This window comes from Pseudomonas sp. PA-6-3C (genome assembly GCF_021605825.1).
GTDB classification, from domain to species: Bacteria; Pseudomonadota; Gammaproteobacteria; order Pseudomonadales; family Pseudomonadaceae; genus Aquipseudomonas; species Aquipseudomonas edaphica.
This window is the reverse complement of record NZ_WKDV01000012.1, coordinates 100,512-117,849: the sequence shown is the minus strand read 5'-3', so window position 1 is coordinate 117,849 and position 17,338 is coordinate 100,512. Positions and strand designations below refer to the sequence as shown.

The following is a 17,338-nucleotide window of genomic DNA, read 5'->3' as shown; positions in this document are numbered from 1 at the left end:
CTCTGGATCTTCAGCTGTGACGTTTGTCCAGCCACTCCAACGCCGTGCGCCACACACAAATCCCCAGAAAATACGCCGACATCACCGACCACAACCCAAACGTCCATGGGTTGGTATTGGGGTAGTCCACCACCATCAAAAAGCTGCACAGCAACCAGATGGTGGTCACGGCGATGTTGATCGGCATAAAGCGCTTGACCCGGAAGGGGTGCAGAAACTTCATCGGTGTCACGGTCAGCAGCGCCAGGCCGATCACTGTGGCCAAGGTCACCCAGGCGTCCGGCTGGATGATGTAAACGCACAAGGCCACCACATTCCAGGCCGCGGGAAAGCCGACAAAATAGTTGTCCTTGCTCTTCATGTTCACATTGCAGAAGCAGAACAGCGACGACACCAGGATCACCGACACGGTAAACAGGTGGGTAAAGTCCGGCAGGTCGATATAGCGGTAGATAAACAACGCCGGAATAAACACATAGGTCAGGTAGTCAATCACCAGGTCCAGCACCGAGCCATCAAAGCTGGGCAGTACCGTGCTGACATTCACCCGTCGCGCCAGCGAGCCATCGACGCCATCGACCACCAGCGCCAGGCCCAGCCACAGCAGGCAGGCCTTGGGTGAGTTTTCCAGCAATGCCAGGGTGGCCAGGAACGCCAGCACCACGCCGGTGGCGGTAAAGCCGTGGGCGCCCCAGGCTTTGAGTCTGGCTACATGCAGGGTCGATATCACGGGCGGCTCTCCAAAAGATGAAACAGGGCAGCCGACGACGTAACGCCGTCGAGTCTGGCCAGGGAATGCAGGTATCGACCGGGAAGGAGGGAATAAGGTTCACCGCCCCGGTGTATCACTTAGCGTAGCAAGGGTCAGACGTTTCGGCATCAACCCTGACGGAACACCAATGCCTTCAAACCGCTTTGCGGGTCGACATCGGGAAATTCCGGCGGGTTTTCCAATCGCTGCACAAAGCGCAGGCCCGGTGCTTCGCGGGTTACGCCGTCAATCAGGAAGTCTTCACCGAAGGCCGGGTCGTTCATGCAGGCCAACACCGTGCCGTGGGCTGTGAGCAAATCCGGCAGGCGGCGCAGCACGCGTTGGTAGTCTTTGGTCAGCAGAAAGCTGCCTTTCTGGAACGACGGCGGGTCGATGATCACCAGATCGTAAGGGCCGCTGTTCGTCACCTTGGCCCACGATTTGAACAGGTCGTGGCCCAGGAAGCTGACGTTACTCAGGTCATGACCATTGAGGCGATGGTTGTCGCGCCCGCGACTCAAGGCGCCACGGGCCATGTCCAGGTTTACGACATGGTCGGCGCCGCCTTCGATGGCGGCCACCGAGAAACCACAGGTGTAGGCGAACAGGTTGAGCACGCGCTGGCCCTTGGCCTGTTCGCGCACCCAGTTGCGGCCGTAGCGCATGTCGAGGAACAGGCCGCTGTTCTGTTTTTTACCCAGGTCGATCAGGTAACGCAGGCCGCCTTCGGTAATGGTCAGCTTGTCAACGGCCTCGCCCGAGAGCCATTCGGTGGTGCTTTGCGGCAGGTAGCGGTGTTGCAGGGCAACGGTGTAAGCGCTGAACTGCGTTTGCAGCAGTTGTTTAAGGGCTTCGAGCTGCGCAGGCTCGGGTTCCTTGAACAACGAGACCAGCAGCACGCCCTGCAACCAGTCCACCGTCAGTTGCTCCAGGCCCGGCCAGCAGCGGCCCCGGCCGTGGAACAGGCGCCGGGTTTCACTCGGCGGGTTGGCCAGGGCGGTGAGCAAATGGGCGTGCAGGGTAGCGAGTGCGTCTGGGTTCATCGTTGAGCGTCAGTCGTTGAGCGGGCGGCATTTTAAACACAGTTGCGGTGCTTCGTCGTGTTTGAGCACAACGTGCTGCTAAAAAGATGATTGGCAGTGATTCATGCTCAAAATGCTTGAACCTGCGCTTGATAACAGGCAAAAAATCCTCAGGCACCGACATAAACTGGAAAAAAAGCCCGGAGGTGCCCATGAACGGTTTCGCGAGTGCAGTCAATCACACAGCCCAAGACCCGCAAGAACTGGATGAGTGGCGCGACGCCCTGGCCTCGCTGGTGGCCAATGCCGGGCCAGAACGGGCGCGCCAGATCCTCGACCTGCTGGCCCGCGAAGGCAGCGCTGCGCCCATCGACTGGAAACCGCGCCACGGCACGCCCTATATCAACAGCATCAGTGTTGAGCAGCAACCGGCGTTTCCCGGTGACCTGGCCACCGAAGAACGCATCGCCTCGCTGGTGCGCTGGAACGCCTTGGCCATGGTGGTGCGCGCCAACCAGGCGTATGGCGAACTCGGTGGCCATATCGCCAGTTATGCCAGTGCGGCGGACTTGTTCGAAGTCGGCTTCAATCACTTCTTCCGGGCGCGCAGCGACACCTTCGGTGGCGATCTGGTGTTCTACCAGCCGCATTCCGCACCGGGTATATATGCCCGTGCTTATCTGGAAGGGCGCCTGACGGAAAACGACCTGGCGCACTACCGCCAGGAAATCGGCGGGCCAAAAGCCGGCGCACGCGGCCTTTCCAGCTACCCGCACCCGTGGCTGATGCCGGACTTCTGGCAGTTTCCCACCGGCTCCATGGGCATCGGCCCGATCAGCTCGATTTTCCAGGCGCGCTTCATGCGCTATCTGCAACATCGCGGCTTGCTGGACACCACCGACCGGCACGTCTGGGGTGTGTTCGGCGATGGCGAAATGGACGAGCCGGAAAGCATGTCGGCCCTGACCCTGGCTGCCCGCGAAGGCCTGGACAACCTGACCTGGGTGGTTAACTGCAACCTGCAGCGCCTCGACGGTCCGGTGCGCGGCAACGGGCGCATCATCGACGAACTCGAAGCCTTGTTTGCCGGTGCCGGCTGGAACGTGATCAAGCTGGTGTGGGGCTCGGACTGGGACGCCTTGCTGGCCAAGGACACTGACGGTTCACTGGTGGAAACCTTGTCGAACACCGTCGACGGGCAATTCCAGACCTTTGCCGCCAAAGACGGCGCCTATAACCGCGAGCACTTCTTCGGCCAAAGCGCGTCGCTGGCGGCCCTGGTGGCGGGCATGAGCGACGAGCAAATCGACCGCCTCAAGCGCGGTGGCCACGATATGGTCAAGATCCACGCTGCCTACCATGCCGCGCGCCGGGTAAAAGGCCAGCCCACGGTGATCCTGGCCCAGACCAAAAAGGGCTTCGGCATGGGCGAAGCCGGGCAGGGCAAGATGACCACGCACCAGCAGAAGAAGCTCGATCGCGACGCGCTGCTCGCTTTTCGCAATCGCTTCCAGTTGCCGCTCACGGATGCGCAGACCGAATCCTTAAGTTTTTTCAAACCCGCCGAGGACAGCGTTGAACTGCGTTACCTGCATCAACGTCGGCATAAACTCGGCGGTTATGTGCCAAGCCGCAGCCCGCTGGCCGCACCCGTCAGCGTGCCCCCGGTGGCGGGTTACGCCGGGTTCGCCATCGCAGCCGCCGGAAAGGAAATGTCCACCACCATGGCGTCTGTGCGCATGCTCACCAACCTGCTCAAGGACAAGGCTCTCGGCCCGCGCATCGTGCCGATTGTGGCGGATGAAGCGCGTACCTTCGGCATGGCCAACCTGTTCAAGCAGATCGGCATCTATTCCAGTGTTGGGCAACGTTACGAACCGGAAGACATTGGCTCGATCCTCAGCTACCGCGAGGCCACCGACGGGCAAATTCTCGAAGAAGGCATCAGTGAGGCCAGCGCCATCAGTTCCTGGGTGGCGGCGGCCACCAGTTATTCGGTGCATGGGCTGCGCATGTTGCCGTTCTATATCTATTACTCGATGTTCGGCTTCCAGCGCGTCGGCGACCTGATCTGGGCTGCCGCCGACCAGCGCGCCCGTGGTTTCCTGCTCGGCGCCACCGCCGGGCGCACCACCCTGGGCGGCGAAGGCTTGCAGCATCAGGACGGCAGCAGCCACTTGGCAGCCGCGACGGTGCCCAACTGCCGCGCCTACGACCCGGCGTTTGCCGGCGAGTTCGCGGTGATCCTCGACCACGGTATGCGTCAGATGCTGGAGCACGATGTGGACGAGTTCTACTACGTGACCCTGATGAACGAAAACTACCCGCAACCGACGCTGCCGGCAGGCGTGGAGGCGGCGATTATCAAGGGCATGTATCGGTTGCAAGGTGCTGCGGATGCCAAGGTACGCCTGCTGGGTTCCGGCACGCTGGTGCGTGAGGCCCAGGCAGCCGCGCAGTTACTGGAGGAGGATTGGCAGGTGGCGAGCGAGGTGTTCAGCGTGACCAGTTTCAGCGAGCTGGCACGGGATGCGCGAGAGGTGGAGCGCTGGAATCGGTTGCATCCTCAGGATATGAAGCGCTCCAGTCATGTAAATGCATGTTTGCCTAAAGGTGTACCGGTGATTGCGGTGTCCGACTATGTACGGGCGGTGCCGCAGATGATTGCTTCGTATCTGGACAGCAGCTACACGGTGTTGGGCACCGACGGCTTTGGGCGTAGCGATACTCGGGCAGCGTTGCGTGATTTCTTTGAGGTGGATCGCTATCACATTGTGCTGGCGGCGCTGACGGCGTTGGTGGAGCAGGGCCGTCTGGAACCCGAGGTTTGTCAGCAGGCGATCGAGCGGTATGGCGTGCAGGCGGAGCGCGAGCCTTCCTGGACCTCATGAACCCCTGTTAAGCCTGCTGCCTCAGTGAGCTGATGATGAATGCATGCAGGCTATCAACCGCTTCAGACCCGCGCGAGGCCCGGCTTCGCAGGATTGAAACCTCCATGGGTTCAATCCTGCCCAAGCCGTGCTCGCTGCCCAGAACCTGAAGCGATGCCTGCACGGTACATTGGGTGATTGCGGCAATCGCCAGCCCACCTTCAACGGCGGCTAGTTGGCCGGCAAGGCTGGAGCTGTTGTAAACCACCTTGAATTCACGTCCCTTTTGGCTCAGTGAGTTCACCGCATAACGTCTGGCCAGGCTTGCACTTTCGTAGACGGCGATAGGTAGCGGATCGCGCCTCCACAGTTCGAACTGGGGCGAACCGACCCATACCATGGGTTCCTTGAACAGAAAAGTGCCGCTTTGAGGGGCGTCACGCGACACGAGTGCAAGATCAAGGTCGCCGTTGCGCACACGCGGGATGAGTGCGGCCGACTGTTCGCAAGTCAGTTCTATTTCCACACCCGAATAGCGCGGCAAAAAACGCTTGAGCACCGGCGTGAGATACATCGCCGCGTAGTCTTCCGCAACGCCAAGGCGGATGCGTCCGGTCAATTCTTCACCGTGAAAGGCCGCTTGGGTCTCGGCGTGCAGTGCGAGCAGGCGCCGGGCGTAGCCCAGCAGTAACTGACCGTCCGCCGTCAGTTGAAGGTGACGCGGGCCACGGCTCAACAACTGCCGCCCCAGCGCTGTCTCCAGTTTTTTCATTTGCATGCTGACGGCGGACTGCGAGCGGTTGACCTCATGGGCCGCGCCAGAGAGCGAGCCGGCATCCACCACGGCCACAAAGCATTTGAGCCAATCGATCTGCAAATTGCTGGCAGGCATCCAGGTGACCTCTATTCGTTAATCGAATGGCTGTGACGTAAATTATGCGCTTTTCAAGAGGTTTGTTCACCCGCAAAATCCTCGCCTCAACCCCTGCCTGCTGGATTTGACCATGCCATTCGACACCTGGTTGCTCTACCTGGTTACCTGCTGCGGCATCGCTATAGTGCCAGGGCCCAATGCGTTATTAGTGCTGACCCATGGCGCCATTCACGGGCGTCGCAAAACACTCTTCACGATTTCGGGCGGCGTGCTCGGTTTTGCCGTGGTGTTGTCGTTTTGCGCTTTAGGCTTGGGGGCACTGATCCAGGCGTCTGCCACCTGGTTCACGGCACTGAAGGTGGTTGGCGGGCTGTACCTGATCTGGCTGGGGTTTGGGTTGTGGCGCTCGGCGCCTGTGAGTCTTGAGGCAGCCGTTACGACCAGCCTGCGAAGCTGGTCGCTGTTTCCCCAAGCGCTGGTATCGGCGATTTCAAACCCCAAGGCGCTGCTGCTGTTCACCGCCTTCATTCCACCTTTTCTGGACCCACACCGAAGCCTCATCGCGCAGACGGCAGCTATTGCGCTGACCTACGCCGTGGTGGAGTTTGTTGTTGAATATCTGGTGGCCAGCGCAGCACATCGGGTCAGGCCCTGGTTAGCCCGAACCGGACGCCGATTCAATAAAGTCTGCGGTGGTTTTTTTGTGCTGTTCGGGTTAGCGCTGCCTGTCCATAGCTGACGGCAAGTCTAGAAGGTGGCGATCAGTGCTGGCCCAAAGGCTTCTTTCAAAAAGCCCGGCGCGATATAGCGTTCGTAATGCGCCTCGGACAGCAGGAAAAACTCGCGGTCAATCGCATCACGCAAATCCGCCAGGTGACGCTCGCGAAACTCCGGCAGCAACGCCAGCCCATACGCGTCCAGCTTGGAAATCACCCGCGCGCCCCGGGCAATCAACTGGTACGCCCAGCAGTACGGCGACTGGTGTGGCATAAAGCGAATTTTGCGGGTTTCAAGTTGCTGGCGCAAAAGCTTGGGGTCAAACACTTCCAACTTGCTGGCCATCACCTGCACCAGCAACTGCTCCAGGCGCAGCCACACCGCCTGCTTTTCGTCGGCGTTGTAGCCATTCCACTGGATGACTTCATGGTGATAACGCTTGCAGCCCCGGCAGACCAGGTCGCCGTAAACGGTGGAGCACAGGCCGACGCAGGGCGTTTTGATGGTTTGGTTGGGCATAAAGTTTGTACGCAAGTCTAAAAAATACCGCTAACCCATGTGGGAGCGGGCTTGCCCGCGATAGCTGAGTGTCAGCCAATATATGCTTAACTGACCCGCCGCCATCGCGGGCAAGCCCGCTCCTACATTTTTAATCCCAGCTCAGCGCGCCGCCAGTCTGGTACTCGATCACACGGGTTTCGAAGAAGTTTTTCTCTTTCTTCAAGTCCATGATCTCGCTCATCCACGGGAACGGGTTAGTCGTCCCTGGGTACTCTTCTTTCAGGCCGATCTGCGACAGACGACGATTCGCGATGAACTTAAGGTAATCCTCCATCATCGCCGCATTCATGCCCAACACCCCACGCGGCATGGTATCCCGCGCATATTCAATCTCCAGCTGCGTCCCCTGCAAAATCATCTGGGTCGCTTCTTCCTTCATCTCGGCATCCCACAAATGCGGGTTTTCGATTTTGATCTGGTTGATCACATCGATACCGAAGTTCAGGTGCATCGACTCATCGCGCAGGATGTACTGGAACTGCTCGGCCACGCCGGTCATTTTGTTGCGACGGCCCATGGACAGGATCTGGGTGAAACCGCAGTAGAAGAAGATGCCTTCCAGGACGCAGTAGTAGGCGACCAGGTTGCGCAGCAGTTCTTTGTCGGTTTCGACGGTGCCGGTTTCGAACTTCGGATCGGAGATCGAACGGGTGTATTTCAGGCCCCAGGCGGCTTTTTTGGCGACCGATGGGATCTCGTGGTACATGTTGAAGATCTCGCCTTCATCCATGGCCAGGGATTCGATGCAGTACTGGTAGGCGTGGGTGTGGATCGCTTCTTCGAAGGCCTGGCGCAGGATGTACTGGCGGCACTCCGGGTTGGTGATCAGGCGGTACACGGCCAGGACCAGGTTGTTCGCGACCAACGAATCAGCAGTGGAGAAGAAGCCGAGGTTGCGCATGACGATGCGGCGTTCATCGTCGGTGAGGCCTTCGGGGTTTTTCCACAGGGCGATGTCGGCGGTCATGTTGACCTCTTGCGGCATCCAGTGGTTGGCGCAGCCGTCGAGGTACTTTTGCCAGGCCCAGTCGTACTTGAAGGGTACGAGTTGGTTGAGGTCGGCGCGGCAGTTGATCATGCGCTTTTCGTCAACGGCGACGCGGGCGGCGGAGCCTTCCAGCTCGGCGAGGCCTTCGGCGACGTCGAGTTTGTCCAGGGCGGCCTTGGCGCGGATGATCGCGGCCGAGTCGTTGGCGGTCACGTTGCGCGCTTCCAGAGCAGCAGCGGCGCCGGCACCGTCAAGGCGGTCCATGTTGGCTTCGCTGGCGTGGCCGGCGTTGGCGCCTTTGATCACCGCTGCACCGGTGTCTTCGTTGTCGACTTCATCCCAACTCAACATTGAAATTCTCCTTCCTGGTACTCGAAAAATAGGTTTTTGCAGGCTTCAAGGCATTGAAATACTGCGCAGAGTGTGGTCGGTAAATACCGATACTGCACACTATGTAGTGGTGATTTGTGTTTGTGGGCACACTATATGGTGTGTAACAAAACAGGTCAACGCACAAGATGTGCGGTCTTGGGTCGCGGCACATCGCCGGTTGAGCTATAAAACCTGGGTTCATTGGCTGCCGGTGGAATTTCAAGGGAATGAAAAACGTACTGATCCGATCCGCCCTGCTGGACGACGCGCAAAGCATCTTCGAGGTGCATAAGCATTCCGTCGAAAACCTCTGCACGGGCGACTACGGCCCCGAGCAGATCGCCATGTGGCTCAACGGCCGCTCACCCGCCACCTACCGCGAGGCCATTGCTGCCGGCAACCTGTGGCTGGCACACACCGACAGGCTGCAGGGTTTTATCGAAATCGACGGCCATGAAATCAGCAAACTGTTTGTGCGCGGCGATGCCGCCGGGCAGGGCATTGGTGCGCGCCTGCTCAATGAGGCCTTGCAGCGCATCAAGAACGCCGGCCATGCCAAGGCCTGCCTGGAAGCGACCCTCAACGCCGAAAACTTCTATGCCGCCTTCGGGTTTCGCAAGGTCGGCGAGGGCACCTTCAGTCGGGGCAACAGCCCGGTGTCCATCGAGATTATCAAGATGGAGCTCGCGCTGTAGCGGGGGCATGATAAAAACTCACAGCCCCATGACTTTTAATGGTTACGGGCGCTTTTGCCGTCAGTGCTAAAAATTCGCCAACCAGCTCCCCATAACAACAATGAGCGTTTGCGAAAATGAAAGCACTTGATCTGTACATCGGCGAAGGCTTCGAAGGCCCAGGCGTCAATGCTGCCCACATCAATATTCTGATCGGCCCCCGCAACGGCCCTGCCGGCCAAGCGTTCGCCAACAGCCTGGCGTCCCCAAGCCAGGGCCATTGCCCATTTATGGTGATTGCCCAGCCGAATATCCCGGTCAAACCCATGACCCTCTACGTCAACAAAGCCGCGATCGGCAGCGACCTGCACGGCAACGCCACCTGGGGCGCGTCCCAGGCCGGCATCGCCAAGGCGGTGCTCGAAGCCTTGCTGGATGGCACCTTGCCGCCGGAAGCCGAAGACGAGTGGGCAATTGTCACTGCCAACTGGGTCAACCCGGGCTGCGACGACCTCGATGCGGTCTACCTGAACAACTACAACGCCTGCCGCACCGCCATCCGCGCGGCCCTCAATGGCACGCCGTACACCGCGCAACTGGCTGATGTGGTCAACCACATCAGCAACCCTTTCTACACGCCAAAGGCCTGAGGAGACTGCCATGCAATACATTCGTTTGGGCAACTCCGGCTTGCAAGTCTCGCGTCTGTGCCTGGGCACCATGAACATGGGCACCCCGGACTGGAAACCGTGGATTTTCGATGAAAAGCAAAGCGAGCCGATCGTCGCCCACGCCCTGGACAACGGGGTTAACTTCATCGATCTGGCCGACTTCTATTCCGCAGGCGTCGGCGAAGAAGTGGTGGGGCGCATCCTCAAGCGCGTGGCACGGCGTGAAGACATTGTGGTCACCACCAAGGTCGGCTACGGCACCCGCAGTGGCATCAATGCCAGCGGCCACTCGCGCAAGCACATCATGGACAGCATTGACGCATCCCTCAGCCGTCTGGGCATGGATTACGTCGACGTGTTCATGCTGCATTACTTCGATGTGAACACCCCGGTCGAAGAAACCATGGCGGCGATGAACGACATCGTGCGTTCCGGCAAGGCTCGCTACATCGGCGTGTCGACCATGCTCACCGGTCAACTGGCGAAAATCCTCATGGCCTGCGAACGCAATGGTTGGGTCAAGCCGATCAATATGCAGCTGCAACTGAACTGCGCCTACCGCGAAGAAGAGCGCGAGATGATCCCGTTCTGCCGCGACCAGGGCCTGGGCGTCTCGGTGTTCAGCCCGCTGGCCCGTGGCCTGTTGACCGGCGAAGTGCAGTCGACGCGCAACCAGACCGACTTTTTCACCCAGCAGATGTACAGCGACCAGGCCTCGTTCGACATCGCCCATTCGGTTCAGCGTGTGGCACGTGCCCGTGGTGTGTCCAATGCACAGATCGCCCAGGCCTGGGTCGCCAACCACCCAGGCGTCGACGTGATGCTGGTGGGCGCCGACACCACCGCGCAGTTCGACAGCGCGCTGGCGGCCTTGGACACCCAGCTCGACGCCGAAGAACTGCACGAGCTGGAACGCAATTACACGCCGTGCGACGTGATCAATGATTACACCGCCGGCAAGCGCATCCTGCGCGCGGCCCGCCCGGGCCTGGACCGTTTCAACCTGATCGAGGCCGTGGCATGAACCCGCTGATCCGTACTGGCAACTACATCGATGGCCAATGGTCCAGCGGTGGGCCGAGTTATCCGGTGGTCAACCCGGCCAATGGCGCGCTGATCGTTGAGGTGCAACGCGCTGGCGCTGAAGAAACCAACCTGGCCATCGACGCCGCCAACCGCGCACTGCCGGCCTGGCGCAAGCTCACCGCCAAGGAACGCAGCCAGCGCCTCAAGCGCTGGAGCGAGTTGATGCTCAGCAATCAGAAAGACCTGGCCCGGCTGCTGAGTCTGGAGCAGGGTAAACCTTTGGCCGAAGCCATGGGCGAAGTGGTCTACGCCGCCAGCTTTCTGGAGTGGTTTGGTGAAGAGGCCAAGCGTGCCTATGGTGATGTGATACCGACCCACAAGGCCGACGCGCGCATTATCGTGACCAAGGAAGCCATTGGCGTGGTCGCGGCGATCACGCCGTGGAACTTCCCGCTGGCCATGGTCACCCGCAAGGTCGGCCCGGCGTTGGCGGCCGGTTGCACGATGATTCTCAAACCATCGGAAGAAACGCCGCTGTCGGCGTTTGCCCTCGCGGTACTGGCCGAGCAGGCGGGCATTCCGGCCGGGGTGTTCAATATTGTCTCCGGCGATGCGGTGGCCATCGGCGGCGCGCTGCAAGCTTCCAGCGTAGTGCGCAAGCTGTCATTCACCGGCTCCACGCGCATCGGCAAACTGCTGATGCGCCAGGCCGCCGACACGCTGAAAAAAGTCTCGCTGGAACTGGGCGGCAACGCGCCGTTTATCGTGTTCGACGACGTCGATCTGGACGCTGCCGTCAAAGGCGCCATGGCGTCCAAGTTCCGCAACACCGGGCAGACCTGCGTGTGCGTCAACCGTTTCTTTATCCAGGACAGCGTTTACGACGCCTTCACGCGCAAACTGGCCGAAGCCGTCAGCACCATGCGTGTGGGCAGTGCGCTGGACGGCGACACCGAGCAAGGCCCGCTGATCAATGCGGCGGCCTTGGCCAAGGTTGAAGCGCATGTGGGCGATGCGCTGGAGAAGGGCGCCAAACTGCTCTGCGGCGGCCGTCGCCATGCATTGGGCGGCACCTTTTTCGAACCGACCATTCTCACCGAAGCCCATGGCGACATGCTGATCGCCCAGGAAGAGACCTTTGGCCCGGTGGCCGCGTGCTTCCGTTTCAAGGATGAAGCCGAAGTGCTGCAACGCGCCAATGACACGCCGTTCGGCTTGTCCGCCTACTTCTACAGTCGCGATATCGGCCGCGTGTGGCGCATGGCCGAAGGCCTGGAAGCGGGCATGGTCGGCATCAACGAAGGGATCATCTCCACCGAGGTTGCGCCGTTTGGTGGGATCAAGGAATCAGGCCTGGGCCGTGAAGGCTCCAAGTATGGGCTGGATGATTACCTGGAGATCAAATACCTGTTGATGGGAGGGCTGTAAGACCACGCAGTCCAAATGTGGGAGCTGGCTTGCCTGCGATAGCGGTGGGTCAGTTCCCGATCATTTAGCTGATCCACCGCTATCGCAGGCAAGCCAGCTCCCACATAGAGCAATTATTCGGCATAAGCCCGCTGTTACTCCGTCAAGAACAACAAAATGGAGAACACCATGACCGCTCAACCCGTCAAAATCGACGACCTGCCCATCGGCCGTTTTCACCTGAAAATCGCCGGCCTCACCTTCGGCGCGCATTTCACCGACGGCTATATCCTTGGCCTGATCGGTATCGCTTTCACCCTGCTCAGCCCACAGATGCAATTGGATGCCTTCTGGCAAGGCCTCATCGGCGCTTCGGCGCTGATCGGGCTGTTTGTGGGCAGCCTGTTTTTCGGCTGGATTTCCGACAGCCTCGGCCGGCAGAAAATCTTCCTGGTCAGCTTTGTACTGATTACCGTCGCGTCAGTGATGCAGTTCTACGCTGAAACGGCCATGGGCCTGTTGCTGTGCCGCATCCTCATCGGCATTGGCCTGGGCGGTGATTTCAGCGTGGGTCACGCCATGCTCGCCGAGTTCGCGCCGAAGAAGCATCGCGGCGTGTTGCTCGGCTCCTTCAGCGTGGTCTGGACCGTTGGTTATGTGGCGGCAACCTTTGTCGGTACCGCGATGCTCAGCCTCGGCGACGACGCCTGGCGCTGGATGCTGGCGTCGTCGGCGATTCCGGCCGGGTTGATCCTGATCGCCCGAATCGGCACACCGGAATCACCGCGTTGGCTGGTCAACCGTGGGCGCATCGCCGAGGCCCGTGCCATCGTCAAAAAGCACTTGGGCGAGCATGTGGTGTTGGATGAAGAACCGCCGACGCAGACCCGTTCCGGTTATGGCGTGTTGTTCAGTCGTGAGTACCGTAAGCGCACCGCGTTCAATTGCCTGTTTTTTGTCTGCATCGTGATGCCGTATTTCGCGATCTATACGTTTCTGCCATCGATCTTGCAGAAGATGGGGTTGTCCCAGGGGTTCGGTACTGAGTTGCTGCTTAACCTGTTGCTGATTGTCGGTGCATTGATAGGTATTTGGTGCACGGTGAAGTTTTCGCGGCGGGGCTTCCTTATCAACTCATTCATCATCCTCGCGGCGGCGTTGTTTTTACTCGCTGTGTTGCCAGGGAGTATGGCGTGGTTGATGGTGCTGACCTTTGGTGTGTTCACGCTGGTGTTGTCGGCGGTGAGCAACTTGGTTGGCGTGTTCCCGGCCGAAAGCTTTCCTACCGAAGTGCGTGCCAGCGGGATTGGCCTGGCGACAGCGGTAAGCCGGTTGGGGTCGGCGATCAGCACGTTTTTGCTGCCGGTGAGTGTGGCGGGCATTGGCTTGAGCCCGACCATGGGGATTCTCGCGGCTATCCTGATGTTGGGTGCGATCATCTCTTGGGCCTGGGCGCCAGAGACCAAGGCGTTGACCTTGAGCCAGGCGTGCAAAGCCCAAGCGCCGTCGGTGTCAGGGATTGCTGACCTGGCCCAGCCACTGCGTAAACAAGCGAACCTTGGATAAGCCCTGCTTGTCTGCCGCCACATCCAGCCAATAACCATAGGGGCCGATCACTTCCACGGGAGTGATCGGCACTAAACTGCCATTGGCCAATTCACGTTCGATCATCTGCCGGTCGATCACCGCCAGGCCACCGCCGGCCAGGGCGGTATGGATCACCTGGTCCAGAGTGCTGAATTCCAGGCCCTGGCCCGCATCGATGTCGTCTCGGCCCATGGCCGCCAGCCAGTTCTCCCAAACCTTCAAACGCTTACCGTCGTGCAGGATATGCAGCAGTGGGAAACGCCGCAGATCCGGCGGCTGGTCACCTTCGAACAACTCCGGGCTGGCTACGGCGATATGCCGCTCCATCACCAACAGCTCACTGCTGCAATGCGGGTCCGCATGCAGGCCGAAACGAATCCGGCAGTCAATCTCCGCGAGGCTGTCGTGGGTGTTTTGGTGGGTGACACTGAGGTTGATATCCGGGTAGCGCTCGCAAAAGCGCCGCAAGTGCGCCGACAACCAGCGCGTGGCCCAGGTAGGCGGTGCGACCACGCGCAGGCGCTGGCGCAGGTTGGGCACGCGTACGGCTTGCAGGGCGCGCTCGATATGGTCGAAGGCGTCGCTCAGGTGCGGCGAGAGGGCAAAGCCGGCTTCGGTCAGGGACAGGCCCTGGGGCGTGCGAATGAACAGGGCAACGCCGAGGTAGTCTTCCAGTTGCTTGATCTGGCGGCTGACCGCGCCCTGGGTAACGTTGAGGCCCACGGCGGCCTGGCTGAAGCTGCGATGGCGGGCGACTTCTTCGAAGACGCGTAGCATGTTGAGGGCAGGTAGGTGGCGCATGGGTGGAGTCCATACTTGTTATTTTTATGGTGTCTTTGCTGGCCTCATCACAGGCAAGCCCACTCCCAAGCTGGCAACGCATTTCAATGTGGGAGCTGGCTTGCCTGCGATAGCGTCAGTGGCCTATTAGAAGTAGTAACCGATGTTCATGTACAGCTGATTTTCCAACTGATTACTGCCGCCTGCGCCCAAACTCTGGGTGTAGCTGCTGCCGCCAATGTACGGGTCGTTCTTGCCGATCAGCCACTCCGTCGCTACCCATAATTTACTGACCGAAAACGATGTACCCAGGATCAGTCGCTGTGAGGTTTTGAAGTCATTGTCAGACTTGTCAAAGGCACTGTAGTTGGCATACAGCTTCACACCGCTGATCTGATCGAACAGGTACTTGCCGCCCACGTCGTAACTCAAATCCGCCACATACAAGTTGCCGCGACTGGCGACGTTGAAGGTGCCGTCATACCCGCCCAGCGTCACCACGCCGTCGGTGCCTTCGTTGCGCGGCGACATTTGCTGGCGTGCCGCCTGCAGTTGCACACCCCACGGGCCGTTCTTGCCCAGGTAGTGAATGGCCACGGCGTTGCGGCGGCCGTCGTTGCCGGTGTCTTTGTTCTCCAGGGTCGAGGTCAAGCCGGAGAGGCCGACTTCGGATTTCCAGTTACCCAGGTCCATAGCCTTGGCCACGCGTACCACCACGGTGTTGCGTTCCTGGTTGTTGCTGCCGTCGGCCACGTAGCTGTCGGCTTCGGAGACCACGCTGGAATAGGTCACGCCTTTGCTGGTGCCTTTACCTTGCCACGCCGGCCGCAGGTAGTAACCGGCCTGAATATTCCAGTCACCGCTTTGCTGGATGTATTTGGCGCCGACCTGTTGCACGTCTTCCAGACCAATCACATTGCCCAGGGTTTCGTAGAAGGTGCTGCCGAAATAGGGCTGCAAGCCGAACGGCACGGTGTTCAGACCCACTTGCACTTGCTGGTCGGGATTGAACTTGTAGCCCACCCACGCGAATTTGGCGAACTGGATATCACCGTAGTTCTTGGTGTACTGGTACGGGTACGAACGCCCGTAGAAGCGGTACTGCGCTTCACCGATCCAGGTGTCGGAGTTGTACTTGGCGCTGAGGAACGCGGTGTCGAGGCCGAACTTCTGGATGCCACGATCCGGGTCATAGTCCCAGCGCGCGCGTACGGCGCCCCCGAGGTCGAGGTTGTCGGTGACCTGGATGGCCATGGCAGGCGCCGCGAGGGTGCCGAGCACGGGGACCAGGGCAATAAAACGTAGGGTTGGTCGCATGGTTTTACTCTCGTTATTAGTTATTTTTGGCAACAGCAGCCCGTTGCCGCAGCGGACGCTGCGACGCAGGGAAAGGGAAAACTCAGTGAGCCGCGGGGCGGATCAACCTCAATGGCGGCCCGGCAGCCGGTAATTGCGTGGCGCCCGGTGCGGCGGCAAGCAGCGCCTGGGTGTAGCTGTTCTGGGGCCGCAACAGCACCTGTTCGGCGCTGCCGTATTCGACCACCTCACCCTGGCGCATTACGGCGATGTGGTCGCTGATCTGCGCCGCCACGCGCAGGTCGTGGGTAATAAACAGGATGCTCAGGTTGAGTTGCTTTTGCAGATCGGCCAGCAGCTCCAGCACCTGCTTTTGCACCGACACATCCAGCGCCGAGACGCTTTCATCGGCGATCAACACTTCCGGGCGCATGGCCAGAGCGCGGGCGATGCCGATGCGCTGGCGCTGGCCACCGGAAAACTGCCGGGGTTTGCGCTTGAGCGCATCGCGCTTGAGGCCCACTTGTTCAAGCAAATCACCGGCCTCGGCCCAGGCGTCCTTGGCCGATAAACCACGCAGTTGCGCAGCACGGGCAATGATGTCGCCGACTCGATGGCGCGGGTTGAGCGACCCATACGGGTCCTGGAAGATCATTTGGATGCGCCGCCGATTGGCCGCCAACGCTGAGCCGCGCAAGGCCAGGAAGTCCGTATCACCGACCCATACATGCCCGCTGTCGCTGTCCACCAGGCGGATTGCAGCCTTGACCAGCGTGCTTTTCCCCGAGCCGGACTCGCCGACAATCGCCAGTGTTTTGCCGCGTGGCAGGTTCAGCGATACGTTACGCAAGGCCGCGACCGAGCTGCCGCCGACGGTGTAGGTCTTGGTCAGGTTCTCGATGCGCAGCGCCAGCTCGCCGTCGGCACTGGGTGTGTGCAGTTCAGGATGCAGCGCCGGCACCGCCGCGATCAACTTGCGGGTGTAGGCGTGGGCCGGGGCGTTGAGCACCTGGTCGCGCTCGCCGATTTCCACCAGGCGGCCGCCTTCCATCACCGCAATACGGTCGGCAATCTGCGCTACCACCCCGAAGTCGTGGGTGATAAACAAAATGCCATGCTGGCCGCGCCCGCGCAGGTCGCGCACCAGCTTTAACACCTGAGCCTGGGTGGTGACGTCGAGGGCGGTGGTCGGTTCGTCGGCGATCAGTAAGTCGGGGTTCATCGCCAAGGCCATGGCGATCACTACCCGCTGGCATTGGCCGCCGGAGAGTTGATGGGGAAAGCTGTTGGCGATGCGCGGCGGGTCGGGCAACTGGGTGGATTCCAGCAGTGCGAGCATGCGTTCGCGGCGTTCGCGCTGGGGCATCTGCGGCGCATGGATATCGAAGATTTCTTCGACTTGCTTGCCGATCCGGATCGCCGGGTTCAACGCTGCCATGGGCTCCTGGAAAATCATCGCGATACGGTTGCCGCGCAGCTGGCGCAGGCGGGTTTCGTCGAGGCTGCAAATATCATCGCCAAGAAAGTCGATCACCCCACCGGCGTGGCGCAAGCCTTTGGCGTAGTCGCCCATAATCGCCGCCGACAGCACCGATTTGCCGGAGCCGGATTCGCCGATCACACAGAGGATTTCGCCCTTGCGTACCTCCAGGCTGATGCCTTGCACGGCATGGCTGCGGTCTGCGCCGACAGGCAGTTCAATCGAGAGGTTTTGCACGCGCAATACAGGTTGTGGGTTCATG

Annotated in this window: 15 protein-coding genes; 7 read left to right on the top strand and 8 right to left on the bottom strand. The window is 60.3% G+C overall.

Going from position 1 to position 17,338, the window contains the following annotated elements; translation table 11 throughout:
- Window positions 1–10 precede the first annotated feature (10 nt).
- The gene (pcsA, locus tag GIW48_RS10955; protein WP_017134682.1) at window positions 11–730 is read right to left on the bottom strand and encodes a phosphatidylcholine synthase; all 720 of its coding nucleotides are present in this window, start codon (window positions 728–730) and stop codon (window positions 11–13) included.
- 149 nt (window positions 731–879) lie between these two features.
- Complete coding sequence (locus GIW48_RS10950) at window positions 880–1,794, bottom strand: class I SAM-dependent methyltransferase (RefSeq protein WP_236460951.1); 915 nt, start codon at window positions 1,792–1,794, stop codon at window positions 880–882.
- A gap of 191 nt (window positions 1,795–1,985) precedes the next feature.
- On the opposite strand from GIW48_RS10950, the gene mdeB reads away from it, so the two are divergent.
- Entirely contained in the window at window positions 1,986–4,664 is a 2,679-nt protein-coding gene (gene mdeB, locus GIW48_RS10945; protein ID WP_236460950.1) for an alpha-ketoglutarate dehydrogenase, read from the top strand.
- Between the two features lie 7 nt (window positions 4,665–4,671).
- Here the strand turns inward: mdeB and GIW48_RS10940 are convergent, their stop codons facing one another.
- Entirely contained in the window at window positions 4,672–5,535 is an 864-nt protein-coding gene (locus GIW48_RS10940; protein WP_236460949.1) for a LysR family transcriptional regulator, read from the bottom strand.
- Window positions 5,536–5,647: 112 nt separating this feature from the next.
- Here GIW48_RS10940 and GIW48_RS10935 point away from each other — a divergent pair, with 112 nt between their 5' ends.
- Window positions 5,648–6,256 (top strand): LysE family translocator, encoded by a 609-nt coding sequence (locus GIW48_RS10935; protein ID WP_236460948.1) that lies wholly within the window; start codon window positions 5,648–5,650, stop codon window positions 6,254–6,256.
- A gap of 8 nt (window positions 6,257–6,264) precedes the next feature.
- Here GIW48_RS10935 and GIW48_RS10930 read toward each other — a convergent pair whose 3' ends face one another.
- Window positions 6,265–6,753: a DUF1289 domain-containing protein gene (locus tag GIW48_RS10930; RefSeq protein WP_170038392.1), complete on the bottom strand. Its 489-nt coding sequence runs from the start codon at window positions 6,751–6,753 to the stop codon at window positions 6,265–6,267.
- Between the two features lie 130 nt (window positions 6,754–6,883).
- Entirely contained in the window at window positions 6,884–8,134 is a 1,251-nt protein-coding gene (locus GIW48_RS10925) for a ribonucleotide-diphosphate reductase subunit beta (RefSeq protein ID WP_005788524.1), read from the bottom strand.
- A 248-nt stretch (window positions 8,135–8,382) separates the two neighbouring features.
- Between GIW48_RS10925 and GIW48_RS10920 the strand changes: the two genes are divergently transcribed.
- The 5 genes from GIW48_RS10920 (at window position 8,383) to GIW48_RS10900 (ending at window position 13,499) form a co-directional block, all read left to right on the top strand.
- Complete coding sequence (locus GIW48_RS10920; protein WP_017138438.1) at window positions 8,383–8,850, top strand: GNAT family N-acetyltransferase; 468 nt, start codon at window positions 8,383–8,385, stop codon at window positions 8,848–8,850.
- A gap of 116 nt (window positions 8,851–8,966) precedes the next feature.
- Entirely contained in the window at window positions 8,967–9,479 is a 513-nt protein-coding gene (gene fae / locus GIW48_RS10915; protein WP_017138437.1) for a formaldehyde-activating enzyme, read from the top strand.
- 10 nt (window positions 9,480–9,489) lie between these two features.
- The gene (locus tag GIW48_RS10910) at window positions 9,490–10,524 is read left to right on the top strand and encodes an aldo/keto reductase (RefSeq protein WP_017138436.1); all 1,035 of its coding nucleotides are present in this window, start codon (window positions 9,490–9,492) and stop codon (window positions 10,522–10,524) included.
- Entirely contained in the window at window positions 10,521–11,954 is a 1,434-nt protein-coding gene (locus GIW48_RS10905; protein ID WP_236460947.1) for an NAD-dependent succinate-semialdehyde dehydrogenase, read from the top strand. The genes GIW48_RS10910 and GIW48_RS10905 overlap by 4 nt, the downstream gene beginning before the upstream one ends.
- Window positions 11,955–12,122: 168 nt before the next feature.
- Window positions 12,123–13,499 carry an MFS transporter gene (locus GIW48_RS10900; protein WP_138454051.1) on the top strand — a complete coding sequence of 459 codons (1,377 nt, stop codon included), beginning with the start codon at window positions 12,123–12,125 and terminating at the stop codon, window positions 13,497–13,499.
- On the opposite strand, the gene GIW48_RS10895 is transcribed toward GIW48_RS10900, so the two are convergent.
- From GIW48_RS10895 to GIW48_RS10885, 3 genes are all read right to left on the bottom strand, one after another.
- Window positions 13,446–14,321 (bottom strand): LysR substrate-binding domain-containing protein, encoded by an 876-nt coding sequence (locus tag GIW48_RS10895; protein ID WP_017135438.1) that lies wholly within the window; start codon window positions 14,319–14,321, stop codon window positions 13,446–13,448. The genes GIW48_RS10900 and GIW48_RS10895 overlap by 54 nt on opposite strands.
- 126 nt (window positions 14,322–14,447) lie before the next feature.
- Window positions 14,448–15,617, bottom strand: coding sequence for a hypothetical protein (locus tag GIW48_RS10890; RefSeq protein ID WP_017135439.1), 1,170 nt, complete (start codon window positions 15,615–15,617; stop codon window positions 14,448–14,450).
- Window positions 15,618–15,699: 82 nt separating this feature from the next.
- Window positions 15,700–17,337, bottom strand: a complete 1,638-nt coding sequence (locus tag GIW48_RS10885; protein WP_236460945.1) for a dipeptide ABC transporter ATP-binding protein — start codon at window positions 17,335–17,337, stop codon at window positions 15,700–15,702.
- Window position 17,338: the final 1 nt, after the last annotated feature.

Excerpts from the sequence above, each read along its gene's own strand:
- GIW48_RS10950 (WP_236460951.1), bottom strand. The coding sequence starts at position 1,794 with ATGAACCCAGACGCACTCGCTACCCTGCACGCCCATTTGCTCACCGCC.
- mdeB (WP_236460950.1), top strand. The coding sequence starts at position 1,986 with ATGAACGGTTTCGCGAGTGCAGTCAATCACACAGCCCAAGACCCGCAA.
- GIW48_RS10940 (WP_236460949.1), bottom strand. The coding sequence starts at position 5,535 with ATGCCTGCCAGCAATTTGCAGATCGATTGGCTCAAATGCTTTGTGGCC.
- GIW48_RS10935 (WP_236460948.1), top strand. The coding sequence starts at position 5,648 with ATGCCATTCGACACCTGGTTGCTCTACCTGGTTACCTGCTGCGGCATC.
- GIW48_RS10930 (WP_170038392.1), bottom strand. The coding sequence starts at position 6,753 with ATGCCCAACCAAACCATCAAAACGCCCTGCGTCGGCCTGTGCTCCACC.
- GIW48_RS10925 (WP_005788524.1), bottom strand. The coding sequence starts at position 8,134 with ATGTTGAGTTGGGATGAAGTCGACAACGAAGACACCGGTGCAGCGGTG.
- GIW48_RS10920 (WP_017138438.1), top strand. The coding sequence starts at position 8,383 with ATGAAAAACGTACTGATCCGATCCGCCCTGCTGGACGACGCGCAAAGC.
- fae (WP_017138437.1), top strand. The coding sequence starts at position 8,967 with ATGAAAGCACTTGATCTGTACATCGGCGAAGGCTTCGAAGGCCCAGGC.
- GIW48_RS10910 (WP_017138436.1), top strand. The coding sequence starts at position 9,490 with ATGCAATACATTCGTTTGGGCAACTCCGGCTTGCAAGTCTCGCGTCTG.
- GIW48_RS10905 (WP_236460947.1), top strand. The coding sequence starts at position 10,521 with ATGAACCCGCTGATCCGTACTGGCAACTACATCGATGGCCAATGGTCC.
- GIW48_RS10900 (WP_138454051.1), top strand. The coding sequence starts at position 12,123 with ATGACCGCTCAACCCGTCAAAATCGACGACCTGCCCATCGGCCGTTTT.
- GIW48_RS10895 (WP_017135438.1), bottom strand. The coding sequence starts at position 14,321 with ATGCGCCACCTACCTGCCCTCAACATGCTACGCGTCTTCGAAGAAGTC.
- GIW48_RS10890 (WP_017135439.1), bottom strand. The coding sequence starts at position 15,617 with ATGCGACCAACCCTACGTTTTATTGCCCTGGTCCCCGTGCTCGGCACC.
- GIW48_RS10885 (WP_236460945.1), bottom strand. The coding sequence starts at position 17,337 with ATGAACCCACAACCTGTATTGCGCGTGCAAAACCTCTCGATTGAACTG.